The following is a 26654-nucleotide window of genomic DNA, read 5'->3' on the forward strand; positions in this document are numbered from 1 at the left end:
GTTTGCCTCCTCGAATTTCAAAGGCCGCCAGTCTACCGCTTGCCCACACCATACAAGGTCGAATCCGCGAAACCTTCCGCGCCCAGCACGCGCCCCACGAGGATCAGCGCCGTGCGTTCGATATCCGTTGCCTGGACTTTTGCGGCGATATCCGCAAGCGTTCCCGTGACGCGTTCTTCGTCGGGCCAGCTTGCACGATACACCACGGCCACGGGGCAATCGTCGCCGTAATGCGGGCGCAGTTCATCGACGATACGCGCGATATGGCGCACGCCCAGATGAATCGCCATGGTCGCGCGATGACGCGCGAGATCGCCCAATGCCTCGCCTTCGGGCATCGAGGTTTTGGTGGCAAAACGTGTCAGGATCAGCGTCTGCGAAATGCCGGGCAGCGTGAGTTCGTTGCCGAGTGTCGCGGCGCAGGCTGCCGTCGCCGTCACGCCCGGCACGATTTCATAAGGAATCCCAAGCTCACGCAAGCGACGAATCTGCTCGCCAATCGCGCCGTAAAGCGAAGGATCGCCGGAATGCACGCGCGCAACGTCGTGCCCGGCGCGATGCGCGTTTTCCAGCAACGCGACGATTTCATCGAGCGTCAACGGCGCGGTATCCACGACCTGATGTGCGCGATAGCCTTCGAGCACCGCAGTCGGCACGAGCGAACCCGCGTAAAGAATGACGGGGCAAGTGCGCACGAGACGCTGGCCTTTTACGGTGATCAGTTCCGGGTCGCCGGGGCCTGCGCCAATGAAGAAAACAGTCATGCGTCGATATTCCGATGTTTGAGATTCGCGAGCGCGTGCAAGGCATCCAGTGCGTCCTGCACCGATTCGAATTCGCGCAGCGCCGGCGGCAGTGCGGGCCGCCGCACCATCACCACGGGCAACTTCATTTCCCGCGCGACGGCGAGTTTCGCTTCCGTGGCCGCACCGCCGCTGTTCTTGCTGACGATCACGTCGTAGCGTCCTGATTCGAACAGCGCGCGCTCGCCTTCGTGCGTGAAAGGCCCGCGCGCGTCGATCACCTGCGCGCGCGCATGGCCGGGATGCGGATCGAGGCAACGCACGGTCCAGTGCTGATGCGTCGGCACTTCGTCCAGATGCGCGAGCGGCTCGCGCCCCAGCGTGAACAGCACGCGCTCATAAGAAGCGATCGCGCCGGTCACGCCGCTCCAGCCATCCACCATGCGCCAGTCGTCGCCGGGATGCGGCTGCCACGGCGCGCGGCGCAGCGCCCAGTACGGCACCTGCGTCTGCTCGCAAGCGTTCGCAGCATTCGCGCTGATCTGCGCCGCGTAAGGATGCGTGGCGTCGAGCACGAGGCCGATTTTCTCATCGGCGAGATAACGCGCGAGGCCCGGCGCACCGCCAAAGCCGCCCACCCGCACGGTGCAATGCAAATCGGCGGGCACGCGCCCGAGGCCCGCGAGGCTGTAGACATGCGCGCTGTCGAGCGCGCGCGCAATGCGCAGCGCGTCGCCCGTGCCGCCGAGCAGCAAGACGCGCGCGCTCATGGCTTGATCGCTTCATAGAGCGTGACGGGCAGCGCTTGACGCCAGGTGTCGAAGCGCCCCAAAGGCTCCGCTTCGCCGATGCCGATGCGCGTAAGCGTGCCACCATGTTGCGCGCGCCAGTTCACCAGCGCGATTTCGGTTTGCACGGTCACCGCGTTCGCCACCAGGCGGCCGCCCGGTGCGAGGCGCTCCCAGCAGGTTTCGAGCACGCCCGGCACCGTCACGCCGCCGCCGATGAACACGGCATCCGGCGTGGCGAGACCGGCCAGCGCATCCGGCGCGCGCCCCGCGACGAGTTGCAGCGCCGGCACGCCCAGCGCCTGGCGATTGTGTTCGATATTGCGTTGCCGCTCGCTGTTCGATTCGATCGCGATCGCCCGGCAGGCGGGATGCGATCGCATCCATTCGATGCCGATCGAACCGCTGCCGCCGCCCACGTCCCAGAGCAAGGCGCCGGGCGTCGGCGCGAGACGCGCGAGCGTGAGCGCGCGCACGTCGCGTTTGGTGATCTGGCCGTCGTGCTGATAGGCCTCGTCGGGCAGGCCTGGCGTGAGCGTCCAGGGCTGCGCGGGCCTATCTCCGGCGGCAACGCATTCGAAGGCCACCAGATTGAGCGCCGCGACTTCATCGACGATTGCGCCGTTTGCCCACGCATCGGCGCGGCCATCGATACGACGCTCCTGCGCGCCGCCCAGATGCTCGAACACGACCACACGCGTCGCGCCATAACCCTGCTGCGCAAGCAGCGCGGCGATGGCCTGGGGCGTGCGCCCATCGGCGCTCAAGGCCAGCACGCGAGCGCCCGCGAACAGATGACGCCGCAGCGCATCGAGCGGCCTGCCGACCAGCGAGGCCACCGCCGTCTCCTGCAAGGCCCAGCCCAGCCGCGCGGCCGCCAGCGACAGCGACGAAGGCGCGGGCAGCACGCACATGTCCTCGGCCGGAAGCTGGCGTGCGAGCGTCGCGCCCACGCCGTAGAACATCGGATCGCCGCTTGCCAGCACGCACACGGAAAACGGCGACGACGACTGCGCATCTCGCAGCTTCAGCAAAGGCTCGACGCTGAACGGCTGCGGCCACGCTTCGCGGCGCGCGCGCACGCGGGCGGGCAGCATCGCCAGATGACGCGCGCCGCCCGTCACGACCGTCGCCGCGAACAGCGCGCGGCGCGCCTCGCGCCCGAGGCCCTCGTATCCGTCCTCGCCGATGCCGATCACCGTCAGCCACGCTCGCCTGCCCTGCATTCACGCTCCGTCATGCGTTGCGCGCGGCCCGCCCGGATTGGCGAATCGCGCTGGAAAACGGGCATAATACCGCTTCCGCTGGCGCCTCACGGGCCTGAAATCCGCGAATTTCCCTCGAATTTCCGGCCCACCGCCGATTCAGCCAGCGCGCGCCAAAGCCGTGCCGCCACGCCGGCAAGGTCAAACGACCGCGCGACTCATCCACGGTGCCCCTTGAATCACGACTCGAAGCCCGCTTCGTCCCCTGCTGCATGGGCCGCGGCCCGCCGTTCGGCGTGCCCGGGGCTGGTGCGCGTCGTCGCCACGCACGACGGCGGGCTCTGCCGCGTGCGTCTGCCGGGCGGCCTGCTCACGGCCGCGCAGGCCGAAGCGATCGCGCAAGCCGCACTCGCGCACGCCAGCGGCACGCTCGAACTCACGAATCGCGCCAACCTGCAGGTGCGCGGCATCCGGGCGGGCAGCGAAGCGGCGCTGAGCGAAGCGCTCGTGGCAGGCGGCCTCGGCCCATCGGCATCGGCAAGCGCCGATCTCTGCACCGCCGACGAATTGCGCAACCTGATGCTCGCGCCGCTCGCCGGACTCGACCCCGCCGCGCTGCTCGATACGACCACGCTCGCCGCGCCCATCGTCGCGATGCTGCAAAACGAGCCGCGTTTCGCGGCACTTTCGCCGAAGTTCGCGCTGCTGATCGATGGCGGCGAAGCGCTGGCCGCGCTCGATCATCCGCACGATATCTGGCTGGCTGCGACCGCGCATGAAGGCGGCGCGCGTTTCATGTTCGGCCTCGCCGGATGTCCCGGCGATGGCGCTTTCGGCTCGATTGCCGCAGCGCAGGCGACGCCGTTGATCCGCGCGCTGCTGCACGCATTCCTCGATCTCGCCGGGCCCGGCCAGTTGCGCATGCGCGAAGTGGTCGCCGCGCACGGCCTGCAAGCGGTGCTGAAACAGGCGCTGCGTCATGCGTCGATCGACATCGCGAACGAAACGGCAAGCGGCTGGCAACGCAGCAAAGTCGATACCGGTTTGCGGCTTGGCGCGCACAGGCTGAACGATCGGACCGGCTACGTGGGCTGCCAGCCGCCGCTCGCGCGCCTCGATGCCGCGACGCTGCGCGGCCTCGCCGCGCTCGCGCAAACGCATGGCGACGGCACGTTGCGCATCACGCCATGGCAAGGCGCGATCTTGCCGCACGTGGCAAACGACGCCATGCCGGCAGTGATCGCCGCGCTGCACGCGCTCGGCCTGATAACCGATGCCGCGCATCCGCTCGCCCGCACGATCGCCTGCACGGGTTCGACGGGCTGCGCCAAAAGTCGCGCCGATACCAAAGCCGATGCGCTTTTGCTGGCCGCACACCTGCCGCCGAAAATCCACGTGCACCTGAGCGGTTGCGAGCGCTCCTGCGCCGCCGCCCATCGCGCGCCGTTCACGCTGCTGGCGGTCGCGCCCGGCGCTTACGACGTTTACGAAGACATCGACGAAAGCGTCGCCCAAAACAGCAGCGAAAACATTGAAGAGCGCGACGCGGCCCCATTCGGCCGCCGTGTCGCGCGCCACCTGACGATCGAAGCCGCTGCGCAACTGCTCGAACACCTTTCGATGCAACCGCATGCGCAGCGCGCCCCGGAGCATTCCTGATGTCTGATTACATCCGCGACGGCCAGGCGATCTATCGCGAGTCCTTCGCGACGATCCGCGCCGAAGCCGATCTCGCGCACATTCCCGCCGACCTCGAAAAACTCGCCGTGCGCGTGATTCACGCCTGCGGCATGGTCGATGTCGTCGCCGACCTGGCCTTTTCGCCGGGCGCGGGCGCAGCCGGCCGCGCAGCGCTGGCCAGCGGCGCACCCATTCTCTGCGACGCGAAAATGGTCGCCTTCGGCATCACGCGCGCGCGTCTGCCGGCCAACAACACGGTCGTCTGCACGCTCGACGATCCCGCGGTGCCCACGCTCGCGCGCGAACTCGGCAATACGCGCTCGGCGGCCGCGCTCGAACTCTGGCGCCCGCATCTGGAAGGCAGCGTGGTCGCGATCGGCAATGCGCCTACGGCGCTGTTTCACCTCATCGACATGATCGAAGCGGGCGCGCCGCGTCCCGCGCTGATCCTCGGCATGCCGGTGGGTTTCGTGGGCGCCGCCGAATCGAAGGCGCTGCTCGCGAGCGCCCGCATCGACGTGCCTTACGTGGTCGTACACGGACGGCGCGGCGGCAGCGCGATGGCCGCCGCCGCTGTCAACGCATTGGCTTCGGAGATCGAATAAATGTCCAGTAAAGGACGACTGCATGGCATTGGTGTCGGCCCCGGCGACCCTGAACTGCTGACGCTCAAGGCGCTGCGCCTGATCAAGGCCGCACCCGTGGTGGCGTATTTCGTCGCCAAAGGCAAGAAAGGCAACGCGTTCGGCATCATCGAAGATCATCTGGAACCGGAGCAGGAACAACTGCCGCTGGTTTATCCGGTAACGACCGAAGCGCTCGAACCGCCGCTCTCGTACGAAGCGATCATCGCCGACTTCTACGACGGCGCGGCCGACGTGCTCGCCCGCCATCTGGACGCGGGCCGCGACGTGGCCGTGATCTGCGAAGGCGACCCGTTCTTCTACGGCTCGTACATGTATCTGCACGACCGCCTGGCCGCGCGTTACGAAGCCGAAGTCGTGCCGGGCGTGTGCTCGATGCTCGGCGGCGTGGCGGTGCTGGGCGTGCCGCTGGTCTACCGCAACCAGAGCCTTTCGGTGCTGTCCGGCGTGCTGCCCGAAGACGAACTGCGCCGCCGTCTCGCCGATGCGGACGCGGCCGTCATCATGAAACTCGGCCGAAACTTCGAGAAAGTGCGCCGCGTGCTGACCGAACTCGGTCTCGCCGATCGCGCGCTGTATGTTGAGCGCGCAACGATGTCGAACCAGCGCATCGTGCCGCTCGACGATGTCGATCCGATGGCTTCGCCGTATTTTTCGCTGCTCGTCGTGCCGGGGGAAAAATGGCAACCGTGAATCCCGCGCTGCAGCCGCCGGCCGTGATCGTGCTGGGACCAGGCGCGCTGGCCACGGCGCAGCGCGTCAAGGCGCTGTATGCGGGCGCGCAGATTCACGCGCTGCAGGACCGCGCGCAAGGCGATATCGCGTTCAGCGAACTGGGCGAACATCTGCGCGAACTGTATCGGCGCGGCACGCCGCTCATCGCGCTGTGCGCGGCGGGTATCGTGATTCGCTGCGTGGCGCCGCTGCTGGCCAACAAGGGCATCGAGCCGCCCGTGCTCGCGCTCGCGGAAGACGGCAGCGCCGTGGTGCCGCTGCTCGGCGGGCTGACGGGCGTGAACGTGATGGCGCGCGAAATCGGCGCGGCGCTGGGAATTGCACCCGCGATCACGACAAGCGGCGAATTGCGCTTTGGCACCTGCCTGCTGAATCCGCCGGAAGGTTATGCGCTGGCGAGTCTCGCGCAGGGCAAGCGTTTCGTGTCGGATCTGCTGGCGGGCGAGGCCACGCGCATCGACGGCGACGCGCCCTGGCTCGACAACGTCGATCTGCCGCGCGACGCCGCGGCGCGCCACGCGATTCGCGTGAGTCCGCAGGCGTGGGACGGCAATCCTGAGCATCTGGTGATTCATCCGCGTTCGGTGGTGGCGGCGGCAGCCGATGCGCCCGAACTGCTGGCCGAATACGTGCGTGAGGCGCTGCGCGAAGCCGGTGTGGCGGAGCAGGCGCTGGCTGCGCTGGTGGCGCCGGTGGCGCGGATGGGCGAGGTGGCGTTCGAACAGGCGGCGGCGGCTTTGAATGTGCCGTTGCGATTCGTCGATGGTGACTTGCTCGATGGTTTGAAGTTGCCGCTGGCGCATCGGCGCGTGGAGGCGGCGCATGGGATTGCGCTGGGTATCGCCGATGAGCCGCTGGATGTGGCCGCGCTTGGCCGGGCGCGTGGACGGCTGACCGTGCTGGGTCTCGGGCCTGGCCGGGCCGATCTCATGACGCCGATGGCGCGCGCCGCGCTCGACGAAGCCACCGATATCATCGGTTACGCCACGTATGTGGAAATGGCCGGGCCGCTGCGGCCGGGGCAGGTGCGGCACCCTACCGATAATCGCGAAGAGCTGCAGCGCGCGCGGCATGCGTTCGAACTGGCCTGCGAGGGGCGGCGTGTGGCGGTGGTGTCGTCGGGTGATCCGGGGGTGTTTGCGATGGCCGCTGCGGTGCTCGAGGCGCTCGAAGGCGCTGAGGATGAGCGCTGGCGCAAGGTCGATCTGCGGATCGTGCCGGGTGTTTCGGCGGCGCTGGCGACGGCTGCGCAGGCTGGGGCGCCGCTGGGGCATGACTTCTGCATGATCTCGCTGTCGGACAATCTCAAGCCTTGGGCGGTGATCGAGAAGCGCTTGCATCATGCTGCGGTCGCGGATCTGGTTATGGCTTTCTATAACCCGATTTCGCGGGCCAGGCCCTGGCAGCTCGATCGGGCGCTGGAGGTTGTGCGGGCTGTGCGAACGCCTGAGACGCGTGTCGTGCTCGGACGCGATGTCGGGCGGCCCGGGGAGACGCTTCGGGCTACTACGCTTGGTGCGCTTCGATCCGATGATGTCGATATGCGGACTATGGTGATTGTGGGGTCTTCGGCTACGCGGGGGTTTTTGCGTGGTGGTGATGGGGAGTGGGTTTATACGCCTCGGTGGTATGGGGTTGATGTTTGATTGGTGGCGTTTCTTGGGGTGTTGGCATTTCCTTGGGGTCGTGTCGGTCTATTAGCGTTGCCCCTGTGCGGGGCGGCACCTACTTTTCTTTGCAGCGGCAAAGAAAAGTAGGCAAAAGAAAGCCGCTCACACCGCCAATGTGACGCAGTCCACAAACAGCCTTACGCGGGGAATGGTATAGGGGCATCCGGCATCTCGCGCCTTCAAAGCCAGTGACAAAGCCGTCATACATCCCGTTGCTCGCTGCGCGCGCAACGGTTGGGTTTGCCCGTGAAACCAGCAAACCTTCGGTTTGCGGTTATGCCCCTCGGGGCGCGCAGCGCCCCCGGGTGGGCGGGCGCCTTGTCACTAGCTTTGGTGGCGCGGGGGACCGGATGCTCCTATACCTTTCCCCCTAAACGGCTGTTTGCCAACTGCGTCACACTGGCGGTGTGAGCGGCTTTCTTTTGCCTACTTTTCTTTGCCGCTGCAAAGAAAAGTAGGTGCCGCCCCGCACAGGGGCGACGCTAATAGACCGACACGAAAACAAGGAAATGCCAACCCCCCTAATAAAACCCACAAAAAAACCCACCCCGCATATCCCCCCTAAAAATCCCCCCCATCGCGCCGTAAACACAGTGAACCCATCCTCGCAGGAACCGCGCAGATGACCGAGACAGCCACCGCAGCAGCAGCCACAGAATCAGCGACCGCCCCCCTAGCGGCAGCCGACATCACCCCAGGCGAGCCCCTCCCCTGGCCCCTGATCGACGCCGACGGCACACTCCTTCTCGACAGCGGCGCAACCCTGGTAGGCGAGCTAGAACGCGACTTCCTGTTCCGCCACTTCAAGCCGCACCGCGGCGACACCGAAGCCCCCGCATCCGAACCCAAAAAGCCCGCAGCAGAAGACGCGCCCCTCACAGTCCGCGACCTGCACCTGACGATCGGCGCCCTCATGGGCCTGCGTCCGCAGCAAGGCGCCAGCGGCGCGCCCATGCATCCGTGCAAGTTGATCGGCGTCGCGCCCAACGAAGCGATCTTCGTCACGCTTCCCTATGTCGACCGACGCCCGATCGACATCACCCCCGGCGAAAACGTCGAAATCGTCGCGATCGCCAGTCATGCGGTCTACCGCTTCGTCTGCACCATCCACGCGCTGTATCAGCAGCCGCTCAGCTATCTCGTGCTCTCGAAGCCCGCCAATATCCGCATGCTGCGCGAGCGCAAGTCGATTCGCGTGCGCGCGCAATTTCCCGTGCGCTACGGTATCGGCGAGGAGTCGGAGGGGTTTCAGGGCGTTGCACTCGCGCGCGGCATCAGCGCGCTCGGGCTGTCGATTGCCGCGCCGTGGGCACTCGCCAAGGTCGGCGAACGGCTGCGCGTGGCGTTCCGGCTGCAATCGGGCGAACTCGATACCACCGTCGAAACGAGCGCCGTCGTGCGCAATGTGCATCAGGAAGAGGGCGCCGAGCCGCTGCACACGCTCGGGCTCGAACTCGACAGCCTCTCGCCCGCCGATCAAATGGCGATGAAGGTCTACGTGTTCGATCGTCAGGACGACGTGCTGTACTGGACCGGCGGTTCGCGCTAGGACGCGGTTTCAAGCGGGCAACGCCGCCGCCTCGATGCACTCGCCCTGCCACGCCTGCGCCAGCGTCCGGCAGCGCCCCAGCCGCACATCCGCCGCTTCGCAATCCACCACGGTGATGTGATCCGCGTGGCGCGGGCGCGCCGGCCACTGCGTCGTGCGCCCGTCGCTAAAGAGCCAGAGGTGGCGTTCGCGCGCGGGGTCGCGCCGCGCCGCCGCATCGAGCAGTTGCGAGGCGCGCGCGATGCCCGCTTCGAGCGGCGTGCCGCCGCCGCCCGCAATCGGCTCCAGCCAGCGTTCGTTCCACCAGCGCGGCACCGCAGGGCCGAAACGCAATTCGGCCTGTGCGCCGCCAAAGCAGATCAAGGCCACTTCCACGCGCTCGCTGCGCGCACGGTCGAACAGCGCGATCAGCAGCCCTTTGGCAAGCGCAAGCTGATCGTGCGCGAGCATCGACGCCGAACAATCCAGCACGAAGCAATGCAAGACGCCGTTGCCGGTCTTGCGCTGCGCGTATCGCAGATGTCGCGCCTCGAGCGCTGCACCGCGTTTGGCCGCCAGCGTGGGCGGCCAGGCAATGCGTGCGCCGTCGCTTGAGACACGCGCTCGCGCCTGTCCGGGGCCTTCTCGCCGTCGTGCGCCGCCCTGTGCCTGGGCGGCGGCCCTTGCCCGACGGGTCAGCGTTTTTTTGCGGGCAGCGGAATCACGCCCTTCACCGCTTTCGCGGCCACCGGCTCGGGCGGCATCTCGCCCCAATCGGCGATTGTTTCGGACTGCGGCTTTTGCGTCTGCGTGCTTTGTCTATCGTCGCGCGAGTCACGCGAGTCGTGCGAGTCGCGAGATTGCGGCGGCGCTTCGTTGCGCCCTGCCTGCGGCTGATCCGGCAAGGCACGCCGACGATGCGCGAGCACCGCATCGGCAACCTGATCGACGTGTTCGGGCGTAATCCGCGCCGCGCCTTCGAACGCCGCCAGCGCACGCGCCGCGCGCAGCATCACGAGATCGGCGCGCATGCCGTCCACCGCCGCTTCTACGCACCGTTGCGCCGCGCGTTCGTGCACGGCGTCGCTCCATTCGAGCGTATCGAGCGCCACACGCGCCGCCGCGATGCGCGTCGCCAGTTCGTGCTGCGCGGCCTCGTGCGCCGCGCAAAACGCCGGCGGATTCGCATCGAACGCAAGCCGCGCCTTGACGATGCGCTGCCGCTCCGCCGTGTCGTAGCGATTGTCGAGTTCGATCATCAGGCCGAAGCGGTCCAGCAGTTGCGGGCGCAGTTCGCCCTCTTCCGGGTTCATCGTGCCCACCAGCACGAAACGCGCTTCGTGCGTGTGCGAGACGCCGTCGCGCTCGACCGTGTTCACGCCGCTGGCGGCGGCGTCGAGCAAGGCGTCGACGAGCGCATCGGGCAGCAGGTTCACTTCATCGACATACAGCACGCCGTCGTGCGCGCGCGCGAGCAGGCCCGGCGCAAAACGCACGGCGCTTTCGCGCAGCGCGGCTTCGAGATCAAGCGTGCCGATCAGCTTTTCCTCGCTCGCGCCCAGCGGCAGCGTGACGAACGCGCCATCGGGCAGCAGCGCGGCGAGCGCGCGCGCCGCCGTCGATTTCGCGGTGCCGCGCGGGCCGCTCACCAGCACGCCGCCGATCGCCGGATCGATGGCCGCCAGCAGCAGCGCGCGCTGCAACGGCGCCTGGCCGACCAGCGCGGTGAAGGGAAAAGCCGGACGCGTCGCCGCGATAGTCATGGTCATTCCTTCGATATCCTTATCGACCTTCCATACGCTCGCCCACTTCGAGCAGGCGCTGTTCGATGCGTTCGCGATGCTCGCCGGGCGCTTGCCAGAGGCCGCGCTGCATCGCTTCGATCAACCGTTCGCAGATCGCGTGCAAGGCGTGCGGATTGTGGCGCTGCATGAAGGCGCGCGTCGCGTCATCGTGCACGTAGGCATCGGCGACCAGCGCGTATTGATGGTCGCCCACCACGCGCGCGGTCGCGTCATAGCCAAACAGATAATCGACGGTCGCGGCCATTTCGGCCGCGCCCTTGTAGCCGTGACGCTGCACGCCTTCGATCCACTTCGGATTGACCACGCGCGAGCGGATCACGCGCGCGATCTCCTCGTGCAGCGGCCGGATGCGCGGCGCGGCGGGGTTGCTGTGATCGGCGTGATAAAGCGTGGGCTGCGCCTGCGAGAAGTGCCGCGCCGCCGCCGCCATACCGCCCTGGAACTGGTAGTAGTCGTTCGAGTCGAGCAGGTCGTGCTCGCGATTGTCCTGGTTCTGCAGGATCACGTCGATGGACGCGAGGCGCTTGCGGAACGCGTCGCGCGCGTCGTCGCCGCTGCTTTTCTGCGCGTAGGCATAGCCGCCCCACGCCTGATAGGCGAGCGCGAGATCGGCGTCGCTCTGCCATTGCCGATGATCGATCATCGATTGCAGACCCGCGCCATACGCGCCGGGCTTTGCGCTGAACACGCGCCAGCCGGCGCGGCGGCGCGCTTCGCCCGCTTCCATGCCTTCGGCGATCAGGGCATCGCGTTCGCGCTGGATACGCGCGCGCAGCGGATTCAGATGCTCTGGTTCGTCGAGTTCCGCCACGGCCTGCACGGCGGCGTCGAACAGATGCATGACGTTCGGGAACGCGTCGCGGAAGAAGCCCGACACGCGCAACGTCACGTCGATACGCGGACGATCGAGCGCCTCCACCGGCATGATCTCGAAGTCGATCACGCGCTGGCTGCCCGCCGCCCACTTCGGCCGTGCGCCGATCAACGCGAGCGCCTGGGCGATATCGTCGCCGCCCGTGCGCATGGTGGCCGTGCCCCAGACCGACAAACCGATCGCACGCGGAAAATCGCCGTGCTCCTGCAAATGCCGCTCGATCAGTTGCTGCGCCGATTTCAAACCGAGCGACCACGCGGCCTGCGTGGGCACCGCGCGCGTATCGACCGAATAGAAGTTGCGGCCCGTGGGCAGCACGTCCGGCCGCCCGCGCGAAGGCGAACCGCTAGGCCCCGGCGGCACGAAACGGCCTTCGAAACCGCGGCGCAGCTGACGCAATTCTTCGTGCCCGCAGGCATCGAGGCGCGGCAGTACGTCGTCGCGCAGACGCGCGATCACGCGCGCCGCGTGCGGCAGCGTCGAAGCGATTTCATCTAGCGCGTTCGCCTCGTCACAGGCCCGCGCGAGCAGCGCGGCCGCCAGCGCTTCGAGCCGTTCGCGCGTATCGCCCGCATGACGCCACGGCGCGTCGATCGCCTGCGTCAGCAGCGCAGGACGCGCGCCCGTCCATGGCGCGGCCCAGTCGACGGTCGCGGCATCGAGCAGATGGTCGATGCCGAAATCGCGCGCCAGCGCGTCGATCAGACCCGCGTTCGCGCCCTGCCCGTCACCGCTCGCATAACGCCCGAGCGCCAGCAGCGTATCGCGACGCTGCGTGCCTTGCGGCGATTCGCCGAAGGTATGCAGCCCGTCGCGAATCTGCGCTTCCTTCAACTCGCACAGGTAGGCATCGGCGCGATTGAGCAGTTCGTCTTCGCCCTGCTCGTTCTGCGGCGCGGCCACGCTCAGTTCCTCGTGCAGCTTGTGCTCGATGATGGTCGCGAGAATGGTCTTGCGCAGCAGCTTCGCGCGGCGCGGGTCGACCATCAAGGCTTCGTAATACTCGTCGACCTGACGTTCGAGGTCTTGCAGCGGCCCGTAGTTTTCCGCGCGCGTGAGCGGCGGCATCAGATGATCGATGATCACGGCCTGGGCACGGCGCTTGGCCTGACTGCCCTCGCCCGGATCGTTGACGATGAACGGATACAGATGCGGCAGCGGCCCGAGCGCCATGTCGGGCCAGCAGGTATCGGCCAGCGCCACGCTCTTGCCCGGCAGCCATTCGAGGTTGCCGTGCTTGCCCACGTGCGCGATCGCATCGATGCCGAAGCTCTCGCGCAGCCAGAAGTAAAACGCCAGATAGGCGTGCGGCGGTACGAGATCGGCGTCGTGATAGTTCGCGTAGCTGTCGTCGCCGCGCGAACGCGACGGCTGGATGCCGACAAACACCTGGCCGCAGCGCCAGCCCGCGATCATGAAACGCCCGCGCCGCACCGTCGGGTCCTGCTCGGGCGCGCCCCAGCGCGCGATCAGCGCGTTCTGCGCGTCTACCGGCAGTTGCGCGAAGCGCGCGCGGTAATCGTCGAGCGCAAGACTTTGCCACGCGGGCCGCAGCGCGCGCGTATCGGGATCGTTGGTCACGCCCTGCGTGAGCGTGTGCATGAGCGCTTCGCCGTCCTCGGGCAGATCGGCGACGCGATAACCTTCGTCGCGCAGCATGCGCAGAATGTTCACCACCGACGCCGGCGTATCCAGTCCCACACCATTGCCGATACGCCCTTCGCTCATCGGATAGTTGGCGAGTACCAGCGCGAGCTTTTTCTGCGCATTCGGCACCGTGCGCAGACGGCACCAGCGCCGCGCGAGTTCGGCCACGAAGGCCACGCGTTCGACATCGGGCTGATAGCGCACCACATCGACCTGCGTGTCCTTGCAGTGATACGCGAGGCCCTTGAAGCTGATCGCGCGCGTGATCACGCGGCCATCGACTTCGGGCAGCGCGATATGCATGGCGATATCGCGCGAATTGAGGCCGTGATTGTCCTTGACCCAGTCGTCGCGATTGCCGCCGCTCAGGATCACCTGGAGCACGGGCGCGTCGCCTGCAATGGCGAGCGGTTCCGGGTCGTCGAGCGACGACGCCGCAAACGCCGTGGTGTTCAGCACCAGCGCGATGTCGTGCTCGGCGGCGAGGCGATCGAGCACGTCGCGGCTGATCGCGTCCTTGAGCGAGGTGATCGCGAGCGGCAGCGGATTCAATCCGCGCTCGCTCAGCGCGTCGATCAGCGCATCGAAGGCAGCCGTGTTGGCGGCCTGCAAATGCGCCTTGTAAAACAGGATCGCGACGACCGGCGCGCCGGCTTGCCAGCGCGCGCGCCAGTCCTCGACGGTCGCCACGTCGCGCGACGGGTGATAAAGCGATGCGGCGGGCAGCGCCACCGGCGGCGCGGGTTCGACGCCAAAACCGAACGCACGCCACGCCAGCGCGCGCAGAAAACCCTCGGCATTGGCCGCGCCGCCTTCGCGCAGATAACGCCAGAGCAGCCGGCAGAACTCGGGCTCCGCGCGGCTTTTGGCGATCAGGTTCGGATCTTCCTGCAGATCGCCGGAAAACATCGCCAGCGTCTGGCCGCGTTGCTCGGCGAGCGTCGTGACCTGCTCGATGCCGTAAGGCCAGTAGGCTTCGCCGCCCAGATGATCGACGACGACCACCTTCGCGTGCTGCAACACGTCGTCGACGTAAAAATCCACCGAGGCGGGCTGGCGCAGATACGTCACGTTCGCGAGCCGCACGCTCGGGAAACCGGCAGGCAGGCGCGGCACGACGCTCGCCAGCAGCGCGAGCGTCGTATCGGCCGAACTCAGCACGACGATTTCCGCGGGCTGCTGGTCGATGCGAATGACGCCCTGCGAGTCGTCGACGAAACCACCTGGCGTGGTGCGCAAAAGATGCATGGCGGTTCCGTCAGTGCAAACTTGAAAAGGTGAGACGCAAACGCGCGCTTATTGAGCGACGGCGACAGCCGCCAGTGCGGCGTCGAAGGCGCTTTGCAGCGTGGCCGCATCGAGGTCTTCGCCGATCAGCACGAAGCGGCTCGCAAGCGTGCCGGCCTGCTGCGCCGCGCTTTCCTGCGCGTTCCAGCGGCGATCGAAATAGCTGTCGAAACGGCGGCCCACACCCTGGATCACGAGGCGCATCGGCGCGCCCGGCAGCGCGGCGAAGCCCTTCGCGCGATAGATCGTGTGCTTGTCCACGAGGCCTTGCAGCACTTCGATGGCCACTTCGCGCGATGTGACGCGGCCTTCGACCACGACCGAGTCGAATTCGTCGTGATGATGGTCGGCATCGTCGGCGGAACCGTGGTGATCGTGGCGCAGATGGATGCTTTCTTCCGACGCCGATTCGAGCCCGAGCAGCGTATGCAGGTCGAGCTGGCCGTGCTGCGCGCGCACGATCTTCACCTGCGGCGGCAGTTCCTCGCGCAGTTCGGCGATCAGCGCTTCCTGACCTGCTTCGTCGATCAGATCGGTCTTGTTGAGGATCACCAGATCGGCGGCGCCAAGCTGGTCTTCGAACAGATCGTGCAGCGGCGATTCGTGATCGAGATTCGGATCGGCCTTGCGCTGCTCGTCCACGGCCTGCGGATTGGCCGCGAACTGGCCGCTCGCGGCGGCCGGGCCGTCGACCACGGTCACCACGGCATCGACGGTGAACGCGTTGCGGATCGACGGCCAGTTGAAGGCCTGCACGAGCGGCTTGGGCAGCGCGAGACCGGACGTTTCGATCAGCACGTGATCGATATCGCCGCGACGCTCCAGCAACTGCTCCATCACCGGGAAGAATTCTTCCTGCACCGTGCAGCACAGGCAGCCGTTCGCCAGTTCGTAAAGCTGGCCTTCGGTTTCGTTGCCGTTTTCGTCGCAGCCGATGCCGCAACCGCGCAGGATTTCGCCGTCGATACCCAGCTCGCCGAATTCGTTGACGATGACCGCGACGCGCAGGCCGCCTGCGTGCTGAAGAATGTGACGCAGCAGCGTGGTCTTGCCGCTACCGAGAAAGCCCGTGACGATGGTGACCGGGATCTTGCGCATTTGCATGGGTGCTCCTTCGGCGCTCTGGCCGCAGGTGGACTGCGCCGCGCCGGACGTGGCGCGCGCGCCTTCGCGTTTCCCGAGCGCCGGTTGCAACGCGCAGCGCGCCTGCCGCGAAGCAGGCGTGACACGACAACCAGACGATGAAGCGAAGACGCGTCGCAAGCCAAAGCCAGCGCACGCATGGAAATCATGGACGGTGCGCCGCATCCCCGCAGCGCGCGTCCCGCGTATCTGGCCGGTATCCGGACTGACGAACGCCGCTTCGCCTTCCCACGCGGGGCCATCAGGACCATGTGGTCCGTCTGTCCTGCCTGCGCAGTGGCGTTGCTTGAAGCGGCGTGCATCGGCTTGCGGCCGATGCGCTCGTTGTACCGTTGCGGGTGCAGTTCAGGCCGGCTGTCATGTCGATGGCCGACGTGATAGCTCCCTGATTCCCGTTTAACCGCGTGCAGAACGATCGCGCACGCGAGCACCAGAGTGCGTGCGAGTGTAGGCGCGGGCCACCCCTGCGTCAACCGGGCGGCGCGGCCTTCGGTCGCCTTGCAGCGCCGCTGGAGCGGCGCTGCGTGCGCGAAAGCGTGTGCTATCGTAGCGCGCATTCCATGCGGGACACGTCAGACCTTGCGTGCCGCGTCACCGGCTTTGGCCGCTTTTACGTGAATCGCTCCCAACCTGCCGATCCCTTGCCCGACGCCGCCGCACTGGCCGACCCTGCGCTCGACACGGCGTTTGCCGACGCCTTCGCGCTCGGCATCGGCTGCCGTAGCGGCGTGACGCTCGCGCAGATCGAGGCGGCGGTGGCGGCGCGGCTCGGCGCGTGGCCGCTTGCGCGCGTAAAGGCGGTCGGCACGCTCGACGCCAAGGCCGCCGAACCGGCGCTGCTCGCCTTTTGCGACGCGCACGCGCTGCCGCTGCACAGCTTCGCGCGCGAGCAGGTCGCCGCGCTCGACGCCGCGGCCTTGCTATCGGCGCCCAGCGTTGCGGCGCAGGCCCGCTTCGGCGTGGCAGGCGTGAGCGAACCGTGCGCGCGGCTGGCGGCCCGGGGCGGCCCGCTGGTGCGCGCGAAACTCGCGCTCGACGGCGTGACGGTGGCGCTCGCCGCTTTCGGCAATAGCGCCGATAGTGCGTCCGAAACGGTGCCCGAAACTGCGCCCGAGACTGCACCCGATACCGCAAAAACAAGCCCCATTCAGCACAACATCGCAACCCAGGACTGATCCGCGACGATGAAAACCGACCCCGAATCGCACCAGCGCATGACCCAACGCCGCCGCGAAGGCCACGAGAAGAAGCAGGCCGCCGCGACCCACGAAAAAGGCCTGTTGATCGTCAACACCGGCAACGGCAAGGGCAAGAGCACGGCCGCATTCGGCATGGCCGTGCGCGTGCTCGGCCACGGCATGAAGCTGGGCGTCGTGCAGTTCATCAAGGGCGCGCTGCATACCTCCGAGCGCGACTTCCTCGCGAGCGTCGCGCACTGCGACTTCGTGACGATGGGCGACGGCTACACCTGGAACACCCAGAATCGCGACGCCGATGTCGCCACCGCGCGCAAAGGCTGGGACGAAGCGAAGCGCATGATCGAAAGCGGCGAATACGGCATGGTGATCCTCGACGAGCTGAACACCGTGCTCAAGTACGACTATCTGCCGCTCGAAGAAGTGCTGGAAGTGCTCACCGCGCGCGGGCCGATGCAGCACGTCGTCGTCACGGGCCGCCACGCGCCCGATGCGCTGATCGAAGCCGCCGACCTCGTCACCGAAATGCGCCTCGTGAAGCATCCGTACCGCGAGCAAGGCGTGAAAGCGCAAAAGGGCGTGGAGTTTTGACGCCATGAAGGCGATGACCGGACCGCTCGCCTGCCCCGCGCTCTTCATCAGCGCGCCGGCTTCGGGCCAGGGCAAGACCACGCTCACGGCGGGACTCGCGCGTCTGCATCGCCGCAAGGGGAAACGCGTGCGCGTCTTCAAGACCGGCCCGGATTTTCTCGATCCGATGATCCTCGCGCACGCGAGCGGCGCGCCGGTCATGTCGCTCGATCTCTGGATGGTGGGCGAAGCCGGCTGCCGCGCGCTGCTCGCGCAGGCCGCGCACGAAGCCGATCTGATCCTGATCGAAGGCGTGATGGGCCTGTTCGACGGCACGCCCAGCAGCGCCGATCTGGCCGCGAAGTTCGGCGTGCCGGTGGCTGCCGTGATCGGCGCGAATTCGATGGCGCAGACCTTTGGCGCGATCGCTTTCGGCCTTGCGCACTATCGCGCCGATGTGCCGTTTCATGGCGTGCTGGCCAACCGCGTGGGTTCGGCGCGGCACGCCCAGATGCTGCAGGAAGGCATGCCCGACGGACTGCGCTGGCTCGGCCACGTGGCGAGCGACGCGCAGTTTTCGCTGCCCGATCGCCACCTCGGGCTGCATCAGGCCAGCGAAATCGACGATCTCGATGCGCGGATCGAACGCGCCGCCGACGCGCTCGAACACACGGCGCTGGCCGCCTTGCCGCCCGCCGTCACGTTCGAGCCGCCCGCGGCCGAAGCCGCGCTGCCGCGTTGGCTCGAAGGCAGGCACATCGCCATTGCGCGCGACGCCGCGTTCTCGTTTCTCTATCCGGCCAACCTCGCGCTGCTCGAAGCGCTCGGCGCGCGCCTGAGCTTCTTTTCACCGCTCGCCGATGAAACCGCGCCCGCCGACGCCAGCGCCGTCTATCTGCCCGGCGGCTATCCCGAACTGCACGCGGCCACGCTCGCGGCGAACACGCGCAGCGCGGCTTCGCTGCGCGCGCACGCCGAAGCGGGCAAACCGCTGGTCGCCGAATGCGGCGGCATGCTGTATCTGCTCGACGCGCTCACCACCGTCGACGGCACGCGCACGCCGATGCTCGGCCTGCTTCCGGGCGACGCCGCGATGCAAAAGCGCTTCGCCGCGCTCGGCATGCAGCGTCTGGACGGCGCACACGGCACGCTCACCGGCCACACGTTCCACTACTCGCGCGTGAGCACGCCGCTTGCGCCCGCGCTGCGCGCCCGCCACGCCCAGACCGGCGCGGACGGCGAAGCGCTCTATCGCCACGGCGCGATCACCGCGACCTATATGCACGCCTACTGGCCTTCCAATCCGGCCTTCGCGGCCGCCCTATTCCATGGCACAACCCTTTGACGAAGCCGAACGCGCGGCGGTTTACCGCGCGATCTACGAGCGGCGCGACATGCGTCACTTCGCGCCCGGCCCCGTCGATCCGGCGGTGCTGGCGCGCCTGCTCGACGCCGCGCATCACGCGCCGAGCGTCGGCTTCATGCAGCCCTGGCGCATCGTGCGGATCACCGACGCCGCCGTGCGCGAGCAGCTTCAGCAAGCCGTCGAGCGCGAGCGCATCGCGACCGCCGACGCGCTCGGCAAGCGCCGCGAAGAGTTCATGAAGCTCAAGGTGGAAGGCATGCGCGAGTGCGGCGAACTGCTGGTCGTCGCGTTGATGGATCGCCGCGAGGCACATATTTTCGGCCGCCGCACGCTGCCGGAAATGGATCTGGCTTCGGTGGCCTGCGCGATCCAGAACATGTGGCTGGCCGCGCGCGCCGAAGGGCTCGGCATGGGCTGGGTCTCGATTTTCGATGTCGACGAAGTGCATGCGCTGCTGGGCATGCCGGAAGGCGCGAAGCCCGTGGCGATCCTGTGCGTCGGCCATGTGGCCGAGTTCTATCCGAAGCCGATGCTCGAAATCGAGCATTGGGCCGAACGCAAGGATCTGGGCGAATGCGTGTATGAAAACCGCTGGCCGCAGCTGCCCGAAGATTCGCAGCCGCAGGATTGAGACGCCGCGTTTTTACTGCGTCAGCGGTTTGACCGACGTCACTTCGGGCATGGCCGCCGTTGCGCCGCCCTGCGCGCCGGCAGGCAGCACATCCTTCATCTTCACGCGCCACTGCGGCGCGCCCGCGTAAGGCATCTTCGCCAGCGCACCCGCGACCAGATACGGCAGCGCCTGCTGCGCGTCGGCGTTGCGGTCGCGCTTTTCGGCGCTGACCTTGTACGCTTCGCGGCCATCGGGCAGCGCGAAGAAGCGCAGCGTCAGCGTATGCACATAGCGATGGCCGAACCACGGCAGCGACGGACCTTGCGCAGGCGCGCAGCCGCCCTTGCAGTCGCCGGTGGCGATCGTGACATCGGCGGGACGCGAAGCCCACGCGGCGGAAACCAGATAGCGCGCAGCGTCGGGCGCGCCTTCCTGGAAGCCGCGTTGCGCCAGGCCCGCGCGCAACAGCGCCTCGTAGGGCAGGCTTTCGCCCGCTTCGGCCTGCGCCGGCGTATGGGCGAATCGATACGTCGATGCCGCGCCTTCGGCGGGCAGAGCGCCGCTCGCCTGCACGTCGGCGCTCGCGCCAGCGCAACCGGCGAGTGCGCCCGCCAGCGACACGGCGCAGATCGTCATCAGGTACTTCACTGCGTACTCCATCGGAATCTTTGCCAGCAGGTTCTGAGTGCGTGCGGGGCCATCAGGCGCTGCGCCCGTCGTCGCTTGCATCGTCGGGGACATCGAGTGCGGGCAGCGACATCGTCACCGTCGTGCCCTGGTCCACCCGGCTCTCGACGTGAATCTCGCCGCCGTGACGCGTCACGACCGTTTTCACGAACGCCATACCGAGTCCCGCGCCACTCACTTCGGGCCGCTGCCCGGCATGAAAACGGCGGAACGGCTCGAACAATTTCGCCTGATCTTCGAGCGCGATGCCGTAACCCTGATCGCGGATCGAGCAGATCACGCGCGGGCCCGAACCCTCCACGACAGCGATACTACAGACAATCCTTGTTTTCGGTGGGCTGTATTTCACCGCATTGTTAAGCAGGTTCACGAGCGCGCGCGTCATCAGCGAACGGTCGGCGTTGATCCAGCCGAGTTCTTCGCCGTCGAAGGCGGTTTCGATCTGAATCTGCTTCGCGCTGGCCTGCGGCCAGACTTCGTCGCTCGCGTCGATGGCCAGTTCCGTGAGGCTGGTGGGCTCGAGCGCGTAGTTCTGCGATTCGGCGCGCGCGAGTTGCACGAAGTCGTCGGCGAGCGTGAGCGAACGGCGCGCGTAACGCTCGATGCGGTCCATCACTTCGCGCACCGGCGCGGCTTCGAGCGTGCCGCGCTCACGCTCGGTCTCCACCAGCGCGACGATCGACGCCTGCGGCGAGCGCATATCGTGCGAAAGCAGGCGCAGCGCGTCTTCGCGCTGGCGCTCGGCATCGTGCAGCGCCGTGACATCGACCAGACCCGCGATCCAGCCGACGCCCTGCCCCTGCGCATTGGTGCAGCAGGCGTAGCGCAGCAGATAGTCGCTGCCGTCGCGCGCGCGCACTTCCACGCCGCGCTCCATCAGTCCGGTGTACTCGCCCAGCGCGGGATCGAGCGGCGCGGGCCAGTGCGCGTGGGCAAACGCGAGCATTTCCGGGTTCGGGTCGATCGGCTTGACGAGCGCGAGATCGCCGAATACGTCCTGCACCAGCCGCCCTTCGGCATCGCCTTCGCTCAGGCCCGCGAGGTAGGCGCGCGCCGCGTGGTTGGCGATCAGCACGACGCCCTGCAGGTCGGCCACCAGCAGCGGTTCGGGCACCGAGTCGAGGCTGTCCCAGACGAAGCGGCGCATGTCCTGCAGACGCTGCGCGGCCTGCGCCATCAGCGCCATCTGCTGCGCAAGCGCGTCGCCGCCGAATTCGCGCGCCGGTTCGGCCGCTTCGGGCAACAGATAGGGTTCGTCGGCGAGTTGTTTGAGCTCCTTGCGCAGATACGCCATCGTCATTTCAAGGCGCCGCCAGCCCCACAGCGGATACACCAGCGCGAGCGCAAGAATCGCGGGCACCGGCGCGAGCCAGAGGCGCGCGACATAAAGCAGCGCGGCGCTGGCGGCGAGCGTGACGAGCACGAGCAGCGGCAGCAGCAACATCGTGCGCAGCGGCGACAGCACCAGAAAGCCCGCCAGCAGCAGCGCAAGCGGCACCAGCGAAGCCAGCACGACCAGCGGGCGCGAAGCCGGTTCGATCGCCGAGCCGGTGAGCAGCGTGTCGAGCACCAGCGCGTGGATATCGACGCCCGGCACGGGTCCAAGCGTGCCCGAGAGCGGCGTGGCGAAGCGGTCGTAAAGGCCCGAGGCCGTCACGCCCACCAGCGCCACGCGAGCGCGCAGCAGATCGGGCGGCACTCGGCCTTCGAGCACCTGCGCGAACGACACCTTGCGATACGACTGCGTGGTGCGGCTGAACGGCAGCAGAAAGCGCGCTTCGCTGCCGGAACCAGCGGCGCGCAGGATCTGGGCGTCCGCGTGCCGGATGGCTTCGGACGGCGGATTGGCGGTGCCGCCCAGCGCAATGCGGCCATCGCGCACCGCGCGCCAGAGCGGCTCCATCAGTTGCGGCCAGCGCTGCTGCGCGTCGCCTTCGAACAGCGCCACGCTGCGCACGATGCCGTCGTTATCGACTTCGAGATTGATGTGGCCGAGACCCGCCGCAGCAGCGGCAAGCGGCGCGACCGGTTTGACGAGCTGGCGGCGGCCGTCGGCGGCTTCGTCGGCGGGCGAAAGCAGCACGGGCAAAAACGCGGGACGCTCGCGCAGCGCGGCGCCAAAACGGGCGTCGTCCGGCGAGGGTTCGGTGAACAGCACGTCGTAGACGATGGCCGCGGCGCCCGCCTTCGCCAGTTGATCGACGAGTTGCGCGTGGACGCTGCGCGGCCAGGGCCAGCGCCCCAGCGCGGCAACGCTCGCATTATCGATTTCGACCACGACGATATCGGGCGACACCGGCCGCTCGCGCGCGGCGAGGAAGCGGTCGTAGACGAGCGAATCGGCGCTCAGCGTCCAGTGCGTGAGCACGCTCAAGAGGACGATGGCGACGCCCGCGCAGGCGACGCCCAGCCACTCGAACAGAAAGCGGCGCCCCGCTGGGCGGCCCCGACGAAGACTGGCGCGCACGCCCACGCTCATGCGCGCCGGCCTCACCAGTCGAGCCGGAACGACTGGACCGGGCTGGCCTTCTGGTAGTAGCGGCCCGCTTCGAACTGTTCGGCGATCACCGTCCAGTAGTAGGTGCCCTTGGGCAGATCGCGCACGACCGCCTCGCCGTCCGTGATGTCGGTGCGGTCCACCAGCGGCGTGCGCAGATCCGCCGACGCCGCGAGCACGAAGCGGAAGTGCGTGTCGCCCGCGCTGCGATCGACGAACCAGCGGAACGCGTAGTCGCGCGTGCCATCGACACGGCCCGCCGAAGCGCCCAGCGAAACGTGGCGGCGCTGGAACGCGTACGTCGACGGCATGCCTTCGAGACCGTTCGCATCGATCGCCGAAAGGCGCACGAAATACGTGCCGTCGTCGAGTGCGCCGACTTCGGCATGCGCACTGTCGCTGCGCAGGTCGCGGATCATGTCGAACAGGCCCGCGTCGCGGCCAACCTGCACGCGATAGCGGCTCGCCCCGGACACCGGCGCGAGATCGAAGGCGACCACGGCATCGTCCTGAACCTTGCCGGGATTGCGCAGATCGGGCGCGTCGAGCAGCGCGACCGGGCCGCCGACCGCGCCGCCCGCGAGCGTCAAACTGCCGTGACGCGCCGCGACCAGTTGCGTCGAAGCGGCCAAAGGCGTGCCGGGCGCGGGCGCGACGGACGCCGATTGACCGTGCGACGCGGCATCCACGCCCACCGCGCCTTCGAGCACTTCCACCGCCGTCGATTGTTTATCGCCGTCGTAATTCACGCGAAAGCTGGTGCCGCGCACACCCGCTACCACCGAAGGCGAGCGGATCTGAAAGCGGTCGTCCTTCTTCGTGGCGTGCGTGACTTCGGTGTTCACCTCGCCCTGCTTGAGATTGACGATGCGGTCGGTCGAGCCCGTCAGCGCGGTCTGGCGCAGCGTGGCCAAATCGAGCGCGGTGCGCGGCGGAATCACCAGATGCGAGCCGTCGGCCAGTTCGAGCGTGGCGAAACCGTTCTCGCCGGTCTGCACATGCTCGCCTTCGACCAGCTTCCCGCCGACGATCAGCGGCAAGGCCGCACCATCGCCGAAGGTATGCGTCGCCGGCCCGGACGTGGCGATGACGCGCGCGCTCAAGCCGTCCTGGCGCAGCAGCGCGACCGGCACGCGCAGTTGCGTGCCCGGCTTCAGGTGGCGGGGGGCGCTCACGTGATTCAAACGGGCGAGCTGGGTCCAGTCGGCGGGATCGCGCAGGTAGAGCTGGGCGATGTCGTAAAGCGAATCGCCGGCGCGCGTGACGTAGATCGTGGTTTCAGCGGCGGGCGCAGTGGCGTGCGCAGCGGCGCGCGCAGTGGCGTGCGCAGCGGCATGTTCAGGCGCTTGCGCGCGAGGACCCGCTGCATACGCGGCAGGCAGCAAGCCCAACGCAAGCAGGCAGGCAAACAGCGGGCGCGCCGGACGAACCCAATGCGCCGCGCTCAAGCCGCATCCCCTTCGATCCGTTCGAGGCGGTAGCCGTAGCCGTAGATCGGCGTCAGGCGATAGCCGTTTTCCGGGCGCAGCCCGAGCTTCGAGCGCAGCATCGACACGTGCGTGTCCATCGTGCGCGAAGGGATGTCGTCGGATTGTTTCCAGATGACGTCGAGGATGTGCGCGCGCGAAAGCGGCCGGCTCAGGTGCTGGAACAGCAGCAGCGCCAGTTCGAACTCCTTTTGCGTGAGCGCGACCGGCTTGCCGCCGACCGACGCCTGGCGCGACTTCAGATCGAATTCATAGTCGCCGAACACTTCTTTCTGCGCGGGCGCATGCAACTGATACGCGCGACGCAGCAGCGAGCCGACGCGCGCGAGCAGCACCGGCGCGGATACCGGCTTGACCACGTAGTCGTCGGCGCCGCTGTTGAGCATCAGCGCGATATCGACTTCGCGGCTGCGGCTCGTCATGAACAGCACCGGCAGGCGCGTGGACAGACTCTGGCGGACCCAGTGCAGGACTTCGTCGCCGGCCATGTCGGGAACGTTCCAGTCGAGCACGAGCAGGTCGAACGTCTGCCGCCGCAACTGCTTGACGAGATCGCCGCCCTTGGCGAACGCATGACAGACATGGCCCGCGGCCACCAGCGTTTGACTGACGAATTCGGTTTGCGCCGGATCGTCATCGAGTACTGCGATTCTCATAGTGCCCTGCACCCAGTTCGTTATTCATCTTCTCGGGCCAGGCCGGCTCGATGCCGCCCGGACTCCATTCCCAGACTCATGACGCGCAGCCCCTGCCGCGCGCCCAAGCCGCTACTCTCGCTGCGTCTTGAAATGAATGGGAGCGCCAGTCGCCAGTCGAGATCGGGAACTGGATTTCGCTCATGGTAGTCGAAAACGCCCCCGTGCCGATCTGCGTAGCGCGCTAAACCCTGTATGCGCGAGGCCGGCGACTTGCCGCTCACGGCGCGCGGCTAGCGGCGCGCGGCTAGCGGTCGCGTGCGCGCTCGCCGTGTTCGGGATCGCTGACGTTCGCATTTGCATTCGCGTTCGCACTCGCGCCCGGCAAGTCGCGCGTACCGGCTGGCGGCAAGCCCGCCAGCTCGGCGGCCAGTTGCACGCGCACGTGCTCCCACGCGGCGTGCGCGTAGTCGGGCTGCACGGCCGCGCGCGCCTGCGCGAGCACGAACGCGCGCAGCACCGTCGACCCGCATTGCGTCAACTTATCCGAACGGCCGAAGCGCGAGTCGCGCAGGACTTCGCTCAACCACGGCAATTCGGCTTCGCAGGAATCCGCATAGGCTTCCATGGCCGCACGCGCGTGGCGGTCACGGGCCAGATCCAGTTCGATACGTTCGAGATCGCGGCCGCGGCCCGAGCCATTCACGCGCGAGCCGGGCGGAAATCGCATGCTCCCGGAACGGAAAAACATGACACCTCTCGCGTAACTGACTTACCCGGCTATATCGTCGCGGCACTGTCGGCTTCATTGGCGAAGCCAGCCGCGCGGGCACGGGGACACGGATAGTGGATGAAAAACGAGTGGCGACAGCCGCGGGCTGCGCGATCTCCGCGACCCGATCCTCCCGGCCTCGGGCCACCGGCGCAGGCGCCGCCTTGCCGGCGCGTCGCATGCGTGCGGGCATCACCGCCCGATGCCCGCACGCGGACTGCAACCGATAAACATGGCGTCCCCGACGCCATCGCCACTCCTACTGCCAGTCGCTGTTTGCCAGCGTTATACGGCGGGTTCGAACCCGCTCTGGCTGCCTCGCCACCAGCGCGCCGCCGTGTCCCGACCGCGCCAGCCCCCGTAGCCGATATACGTTGCGCAGCGCGCAATGGATGCACGCCGCATGACGCGGGCTCAGAAACTTCCGAAGCCGCGATGACTTATTGTCGTTGCTTGCGTGAAAATTTACTGTCAGGGATTGTTAAATCGACGCCATCGAATAGCGTTAAGCGGTTTGATGGCGTGCGCGAGCGGGAGAAAGATAATCAGATACAACGGAATCCTGATTAATCGACGTGCGGGTTAAACGCGTTGTGTGTGCTCGTTCATAGCCTGGCGTGGTCTGACCGCGTTCAATCGTTTCGAGTTGGGTGAGCGCAATGCAAGCCCACTTTATTTATCTCGATCAAGATAAAAACGGGCGTTCGATCAGAACGCCCGACAGGTCATGCGCAAACGCTACGAGGTCAATTCGGCTGGCGCCGATCGTCGTGGCCTCCCCCGCCTTGACCCGATTGATGACCACCGCCCTGGCCGCCTTGTGGCGGCGCTTCGTGTCCGCGCTCGGCCGGCGCCGGTCCAGGCGGGCGTCCGCCGCCTTGCGGCATCTGCTGCATCTGGGGCGGCGCATGGCTGAACGACGGCGCGGGCGCCGCCGGACGCGGTGCGTTGTTGGGCTGCGGCATCGGCGCGTGCGGCTGATTGACCGGCGCGGCAGGCGGACGTGGCGCGTCGACCGGCTCGCCGCCATTCATGGGCGGCCGGCGATCGGGAGGGCGCCGTGTAGCGGACGGGTTGTCAAT

At 67.5% G+C, this 26654-nt stretch carries 20 protein-coding genes, 2 pseudogenes and 1 riboswitch; of the genes and pseudogenes, 9 read left to right on the plus strand and 13 right to left on the minus strand.

The genetic code is table 11. The annotated features are described in order from the left end of the window. Nucleotides 1–32: 32 nt before the first annotated feature. From cobM to cbiE, 3 genes are read right to left on the minus strand one after another with little or no spacing between them, the layout of a single operon-like run. Complete coding sequence (cobM, locus tag G3N59_RS25085) at nt 33–764, minus strand: precorrin-4 C(11)-methyltransferase (protein ID WP_205985507.1); 732 nt, start codon at nt 762–764, stop codon at nt 33–35. Continuing rightward, the gene (locus G3N59_RS25090; RefSeq protein WP_205985508.1) at nt 761–1513 is read right to left on the minus strand and encodes a cobalt-precorrin-6A reductase; all 753 of its coding nucleotides are present in this window, start codon (nt 1511–1513) and stop codon (nt 761–763) included. Before G3N59_RS25090 ends, cobM begins: the two co-directional genes overlap by 4 nt. Beyond that, entirely contained in the window at nt 1510–2757 is a 1248-nt protein-coding gene (cbiE, locus tag G3N59_RS25095) for a precorrin-6y C5,15-methyltransferase (decarboxylating) subunit CbiE (RefSeq protein ID WP_205985509.1), read from the minus strand. The genes G3N59_RS25090 and cbiE overlap by 4 nt, the downstream gene beginning before the upstream one ends. Nucleotides 2758–2970: 213 nt before the next feature. On the opposite strand from cbiE, the gene cobG reads away from it, so the two are divergent. The 5 genes from cobG to G3N59_RS25120 all read left to right on the plus strand — a co-directional run bounded on the left by cobG (nt 2971) and on the right by G3N59_RS25120 (nt 9014). After that, the gene (gene cobG, locus G3N59_RS25100) at nt 2971–4395 is read left to right on the plus strand and encodes a precorrin-3B synthase (protein ID WP_241024040.1); all 1425 of its coding nucleotides are present in this window, start codon (nt 2971–2973) and stop codon (nt 4393–4395) included. Next, nucleotides 4395–5021 (plus strand): precorrin-8X methylmutase, encoded by a 627-nt coding sequence (locus G3N59_RS25105; RefSeq protein WP_205985511.1) that lies wholly within the window; start codon nt 4395–4397, stop codon nt 5019–5021. Before cobG ends, G3N59_RS25105 begins: the two co-directional genes overlap by 1 nt. Next, nucleotides 5022–5753: a precorrin-2 C(20)-methyltransferase gene (locus G3N59_RS25110; RefSeq protein ID WP_205985512.1), complete on the plus strand. Its 732-nt coding sequence runs from the start codon at nt 5022–5024 to the stop codon at nt 5751–5753. Continuing rightward, complete coding sequence (gene cobJ / locus G3N59_RS25115; RefSeq protein ID WP_205985513.1) at nt 5741–7441, plus strand: precorrin-3B C(17)-methyltransferase; 1701 nt, start codon at nt 5741–5743, stop codon at nt 7439–7441. Before G3N59_RS25110 ends, cobJ begins: the two co-directional genes overlap by 13 nt. Nucleotides 7442–8087: 646 nt before the next feature. Then, a complete protein-coding gene (locus G3N59_RS25120; protein WP_205985514.1) occupies nt 8088–9014 on the plus strand; it encodes a flagellar brake protein in 927 nt (308 codons plus the stop codon). A gap of 9 nt (nt 9015–9023) precedes the next feature. Here G3N59_RS25120 and G3N59_RS25125 read toward each other — a convergent pair whose 3' ends face one another. The 4 genes from G3N59_RS25125 to cobW form a co-directional block, all read right to left on the minus strand. Next, a complete protein-coding gene (locus G3N59_RS25125) occupies nt 9024–9590 on the minus strand; it encodes a VWA domain-containing protein (protein ID WP_346777928.1) in 567 nt (188 codons plus the stop codon). 98 nt (nt 9591–9688) lie between these two features. Beyond that, nucleotides 9689–10762 carry an ATP-binding protein gene (locus tag G3N59_RS25130; RefSeq protein ID WP_205985515.1) on the minus strand — a complete coding sequence of 358 codons (1074 nt, stop codon included), beginning with the start codon at nt 10760–10762 and terminating at the stop codon, nt 9689–9691. Nucleotides 10763–10775: 13 nt separating this feature from the next. Continuing rightward, nucleotides 10776–14567: a cobaltochelatase subunit CobN gene (gene cobN / locus G3N59_RS25135; protein ID WP_205985516.1), complete on the minus strand. Its 3792-nt coding sequence runs from the start codon at nt 14565–14567 to the stop codon at nt 10776–10778. A gap of 48 nt (nt 14568–14615) precedes the next feature. Continuing rightward, the gene (cobW, locus tag G3N59_RS25140; protein WP_205985517.1) at nt 14616–15710 is read right to left on the minus strand and encodes a cobalamin biosynthesis protein CobW; all 1095 of its coding nucleotides are present in this window, start codon (nt 15708–15710) and stop codon (nt 14616–14618) included. Nucleotides 15711–15922: 212 nt separating this feature from the next. Then, nucleotides 15923–16199: riboswitch (cobalamin riboswitch) on the minus strand. 209 nt (nt 16200–16408) lie between these two features. Between cobW and G3N59_RS37115 the strand changes: the two are divergent. The 4 genes and pseudogenes from G3N59_RS37115 to bluB all read left to right on the plus strand — a co-directional run. Next, nucleotides 16409–16807: pseudogene (locus tag G3N59_RS37115) on the plus strand (cobalamin biosynthesis protein); the annotation flags it as partial. Nucleotides 16808–16933: 126 nt separating this feature from the next. Beyond that, nucleotides 16934–17536 (plus strand): cob(I)yrinic acid a,c-diamide adenosyltransferase, encoded by a 603-nt coding sequence (cobO, locus tag G3N59_RS25150; RefSeq protein ID WP_205985519.1) that lies wholly within the window; start codon nt 16934–16936, stop codon nt 17534–17536. Between the two features lie 4 nt (nt 17537–17540). Continuing rightward, nucleotides 17541–18860 carry a cobyrinate a,c-diamide synthase gene (locus G3N59_RS25155; RefSeq protein WP_241024049.1) on the plus strand — a complete coding sequence of 440 codons (1320 nt, stop codon included), beginning with the start codon at nt 17541–17543 and terminating at the stop codon, nt 18858–18860. Further along, nucleotides 18844–19512: a 5,6-dimethylbenzimidazole synthase gene (gene bluB, locus G3N59_RS25160; protein WP_205985520.1), complete on the plus strand. Its 669-nt coding sequence runs from the start codon at nt 18844–18846 to the stop codon at nt 19510–19512. The genes G3N59_RS25155 and bluB overlap by 17 nt, the downstream gene beginning before the upstream one ends. Nucleotides 19513–19524: 12 nt before the next feature. Here bluB and G3N59_RS25165 read toward each other — a convergent pair whose 3' ends face one another. The 6 genes and pseudogenes from G3N59_RS25165 to G3N59_RS25190 form a co-directional block, all read right to left on the minus strand. After that, nucleotides 19525–20223 carry a DUF4136 domain-containing protein gene (locus G3N59_RS25165; protein ID WP_205985521.1) on the minus strand — a complete coding sequence of 233 codons (699 nt, stop codon included), beginning with the start codon at nt 20221–20223 and terminating at the stop codon, nt 19525–19527. After that, nucleotides 20195–22660 carry a CHASE2 domain-containing protein gene (locus G3N59_RS25170; protein ID WP_205985522.1) on the minus strand — a complete coding sequence of 822 codons (2466 nt, stop codon included), beginning with the start codon at nt 22658–22660 and terminating at the stop codon, nt 20195–20197. The genes G3N59_RS25165 and G3N59_RS25170 overlap by 29 nt, the downstream gene beginning before the upstream one ends. Before the next feature lie 11 nt (nt 22661–22671). After that, complete coding sequence (locus G3N59_RS25175) at nt 22672–24126, minus strand: FecR domain-containing protein (RefSeq protein ID WP_241024051.1); 1455 nt, start codon at nt 24124–24126, stop codon at nt 22672–22674. Then, a complete protein-coding gene (locus G3N59_RS25180; protein WP_205985523.1) occupies nt 24123–24821 on the minus strand; it encodes a response regulator transcription factor in 699 nt (232 codons plus the stop codon). Before G3N59_RS25180 ends, G3N59_RS25175 begins: the two co-directional genes overlap by 4 nt. Before the next feature lie 286 nt (nt 24822–25107). Next, nucleotides 25108–25530, minus strand: a complete 423-nt coding sequence (locus G3N59_RS25185) for a hypothetical protein (protein WP_205985524.1) — start codon at nt 25528–25530, stop codon at nt 25108–25110. Between the two features lie 788 nt (nt 25531–26318). Further along, nucleotides 26319–26654, minus strand: a pseudogene (locus tag G3N59_RS25190) (hypothetical protein); the annotation flags it as partial.

This window comes from Paraburkholderia sp. Ac-20340, from assembly GCF_017104965.1.
Taxonomy (GTDB): Bacteria; Pseudomonadota; Gammaproteobacteria; order Burkholderiales; family Burkholderiaceae; genus Paraburkholderia.

Bases quoted from the DNA above. Each gene is read 5' to 3' on its own strand.
- cobM (WP_205985507.1), bottom strand. From the start codon at position 764: ATGACTGTTTTCTTCATTGGCGCAGGCCCCGGCGACCCGGAACTGATC.
- G3N59_RS25090 (WP_205985508.1), bottom strand. From the start codon at position 1,513: ATGAGCGCGCGCGTCTTGCTGCTCGGCGGCACGGGCGACGCGCTGCGC.
- cbiE (WP_205985509.1), bottom strand. From the start codon at position 2,757: ATGCAGGGCAGGCGAGCGTGGCTGACGGTGATCGGCATCGGCGAGGAC.
- G3N59_RS25105 (WP_205985511.1), top strand. From the start codon at position 4,395: ATGTCTGATTACATCCGCGACGGCCAGGCGATCTATCGCGAGTCCTTC.
- G3N59_RS25110 (WP_205985512.1), top strand. From the start codon at position 5,022: ATGTCCAGTAAAGGACGACTGCATGGCATTGGTGTCGGCCCCGGCGAC.
- cobJ (WP_205985513.1), top strand. From the start codon at position 5,741: ATGGCAACCGTGAATCCCGCGCTGCAGCCGCCGGCCGTGATCGTGCTG.
- G3N59_RS25120 (WP_205985514.1), top strand. From the start codon at position 8,088: ATGACCGAGACAGCCACCGCAGCAGCAGCCACAGAATCAGCGACCGCC.
- G3N59_RS25130 (WP_205985515.1), bottom strand. From the start codon at position 10,762: ATGACCATGACTATCGCGGCGACGCGTCCGGCTTTTCCCTTCACCGCG.
- cobN (WP_205985516.1), bottom strand. From the start codon at position 14,567: ATGCATCTTTTGCGCACCACGCCAGGTGGTTTCGTCGACGACTCGCAG.
- cobW (WP_205985517.1), bottom strand. From the start codon at position 15,710: ATGCAAATGCGCAAGATCCCGGTCACCATCGTCACGGGCTTTCTCGGT.
- cobO (WP_205985519.1), top strand. From the start codon at position 16,934: ATGAAAACCGACCCCGAATCGCACCAGCGCATGACCCAACGCCGCCGC.
- G3N59_RS25155 (WP_241024049.1), top strand. From the start codon at position 17,541: ATGAAGGCGATGACCGGACCGCTCGCCTGCCCCGCGCTCTTCATCAGC.
- bluB (WP_205985520.1), top strand. From the start codon at position 18,844: ATGGCACAACCCTTTGACGAAGCCGAACGCGCGGCGGTTTACCGCGCG.
- G3N59_RS25165 (WP_205985521.1), bottom strand. From the start codon at position 20,223: ATGCAAGCGACGACGGGCGCAGCGCCTGATGGCCCCGCACGCACTCAG.
- G3N59_RS25170 (WP_205985522.1), bottom strand. From the start codon at position 22,660: ATGAGCGTGGGCGTGCGCGCCAGTCTTCGTCGGGGCCGCCCAGCGGGG.
- G3N59_RS25180 (WP_205985523.1), bottom strand. From the start codon at position 24,821: ATGAGAATCGCAGTACTCGATGACGATCCGGCGCAAACCGAATTCGTC.
- G3N59_RS25185 (WP_205985524.1), bottom strand. From the start codon at position 25,530: ATGCGATTTCCGCCCGGCTCGCGCGTGAATGGCTCGGGCCGCGGCCGC.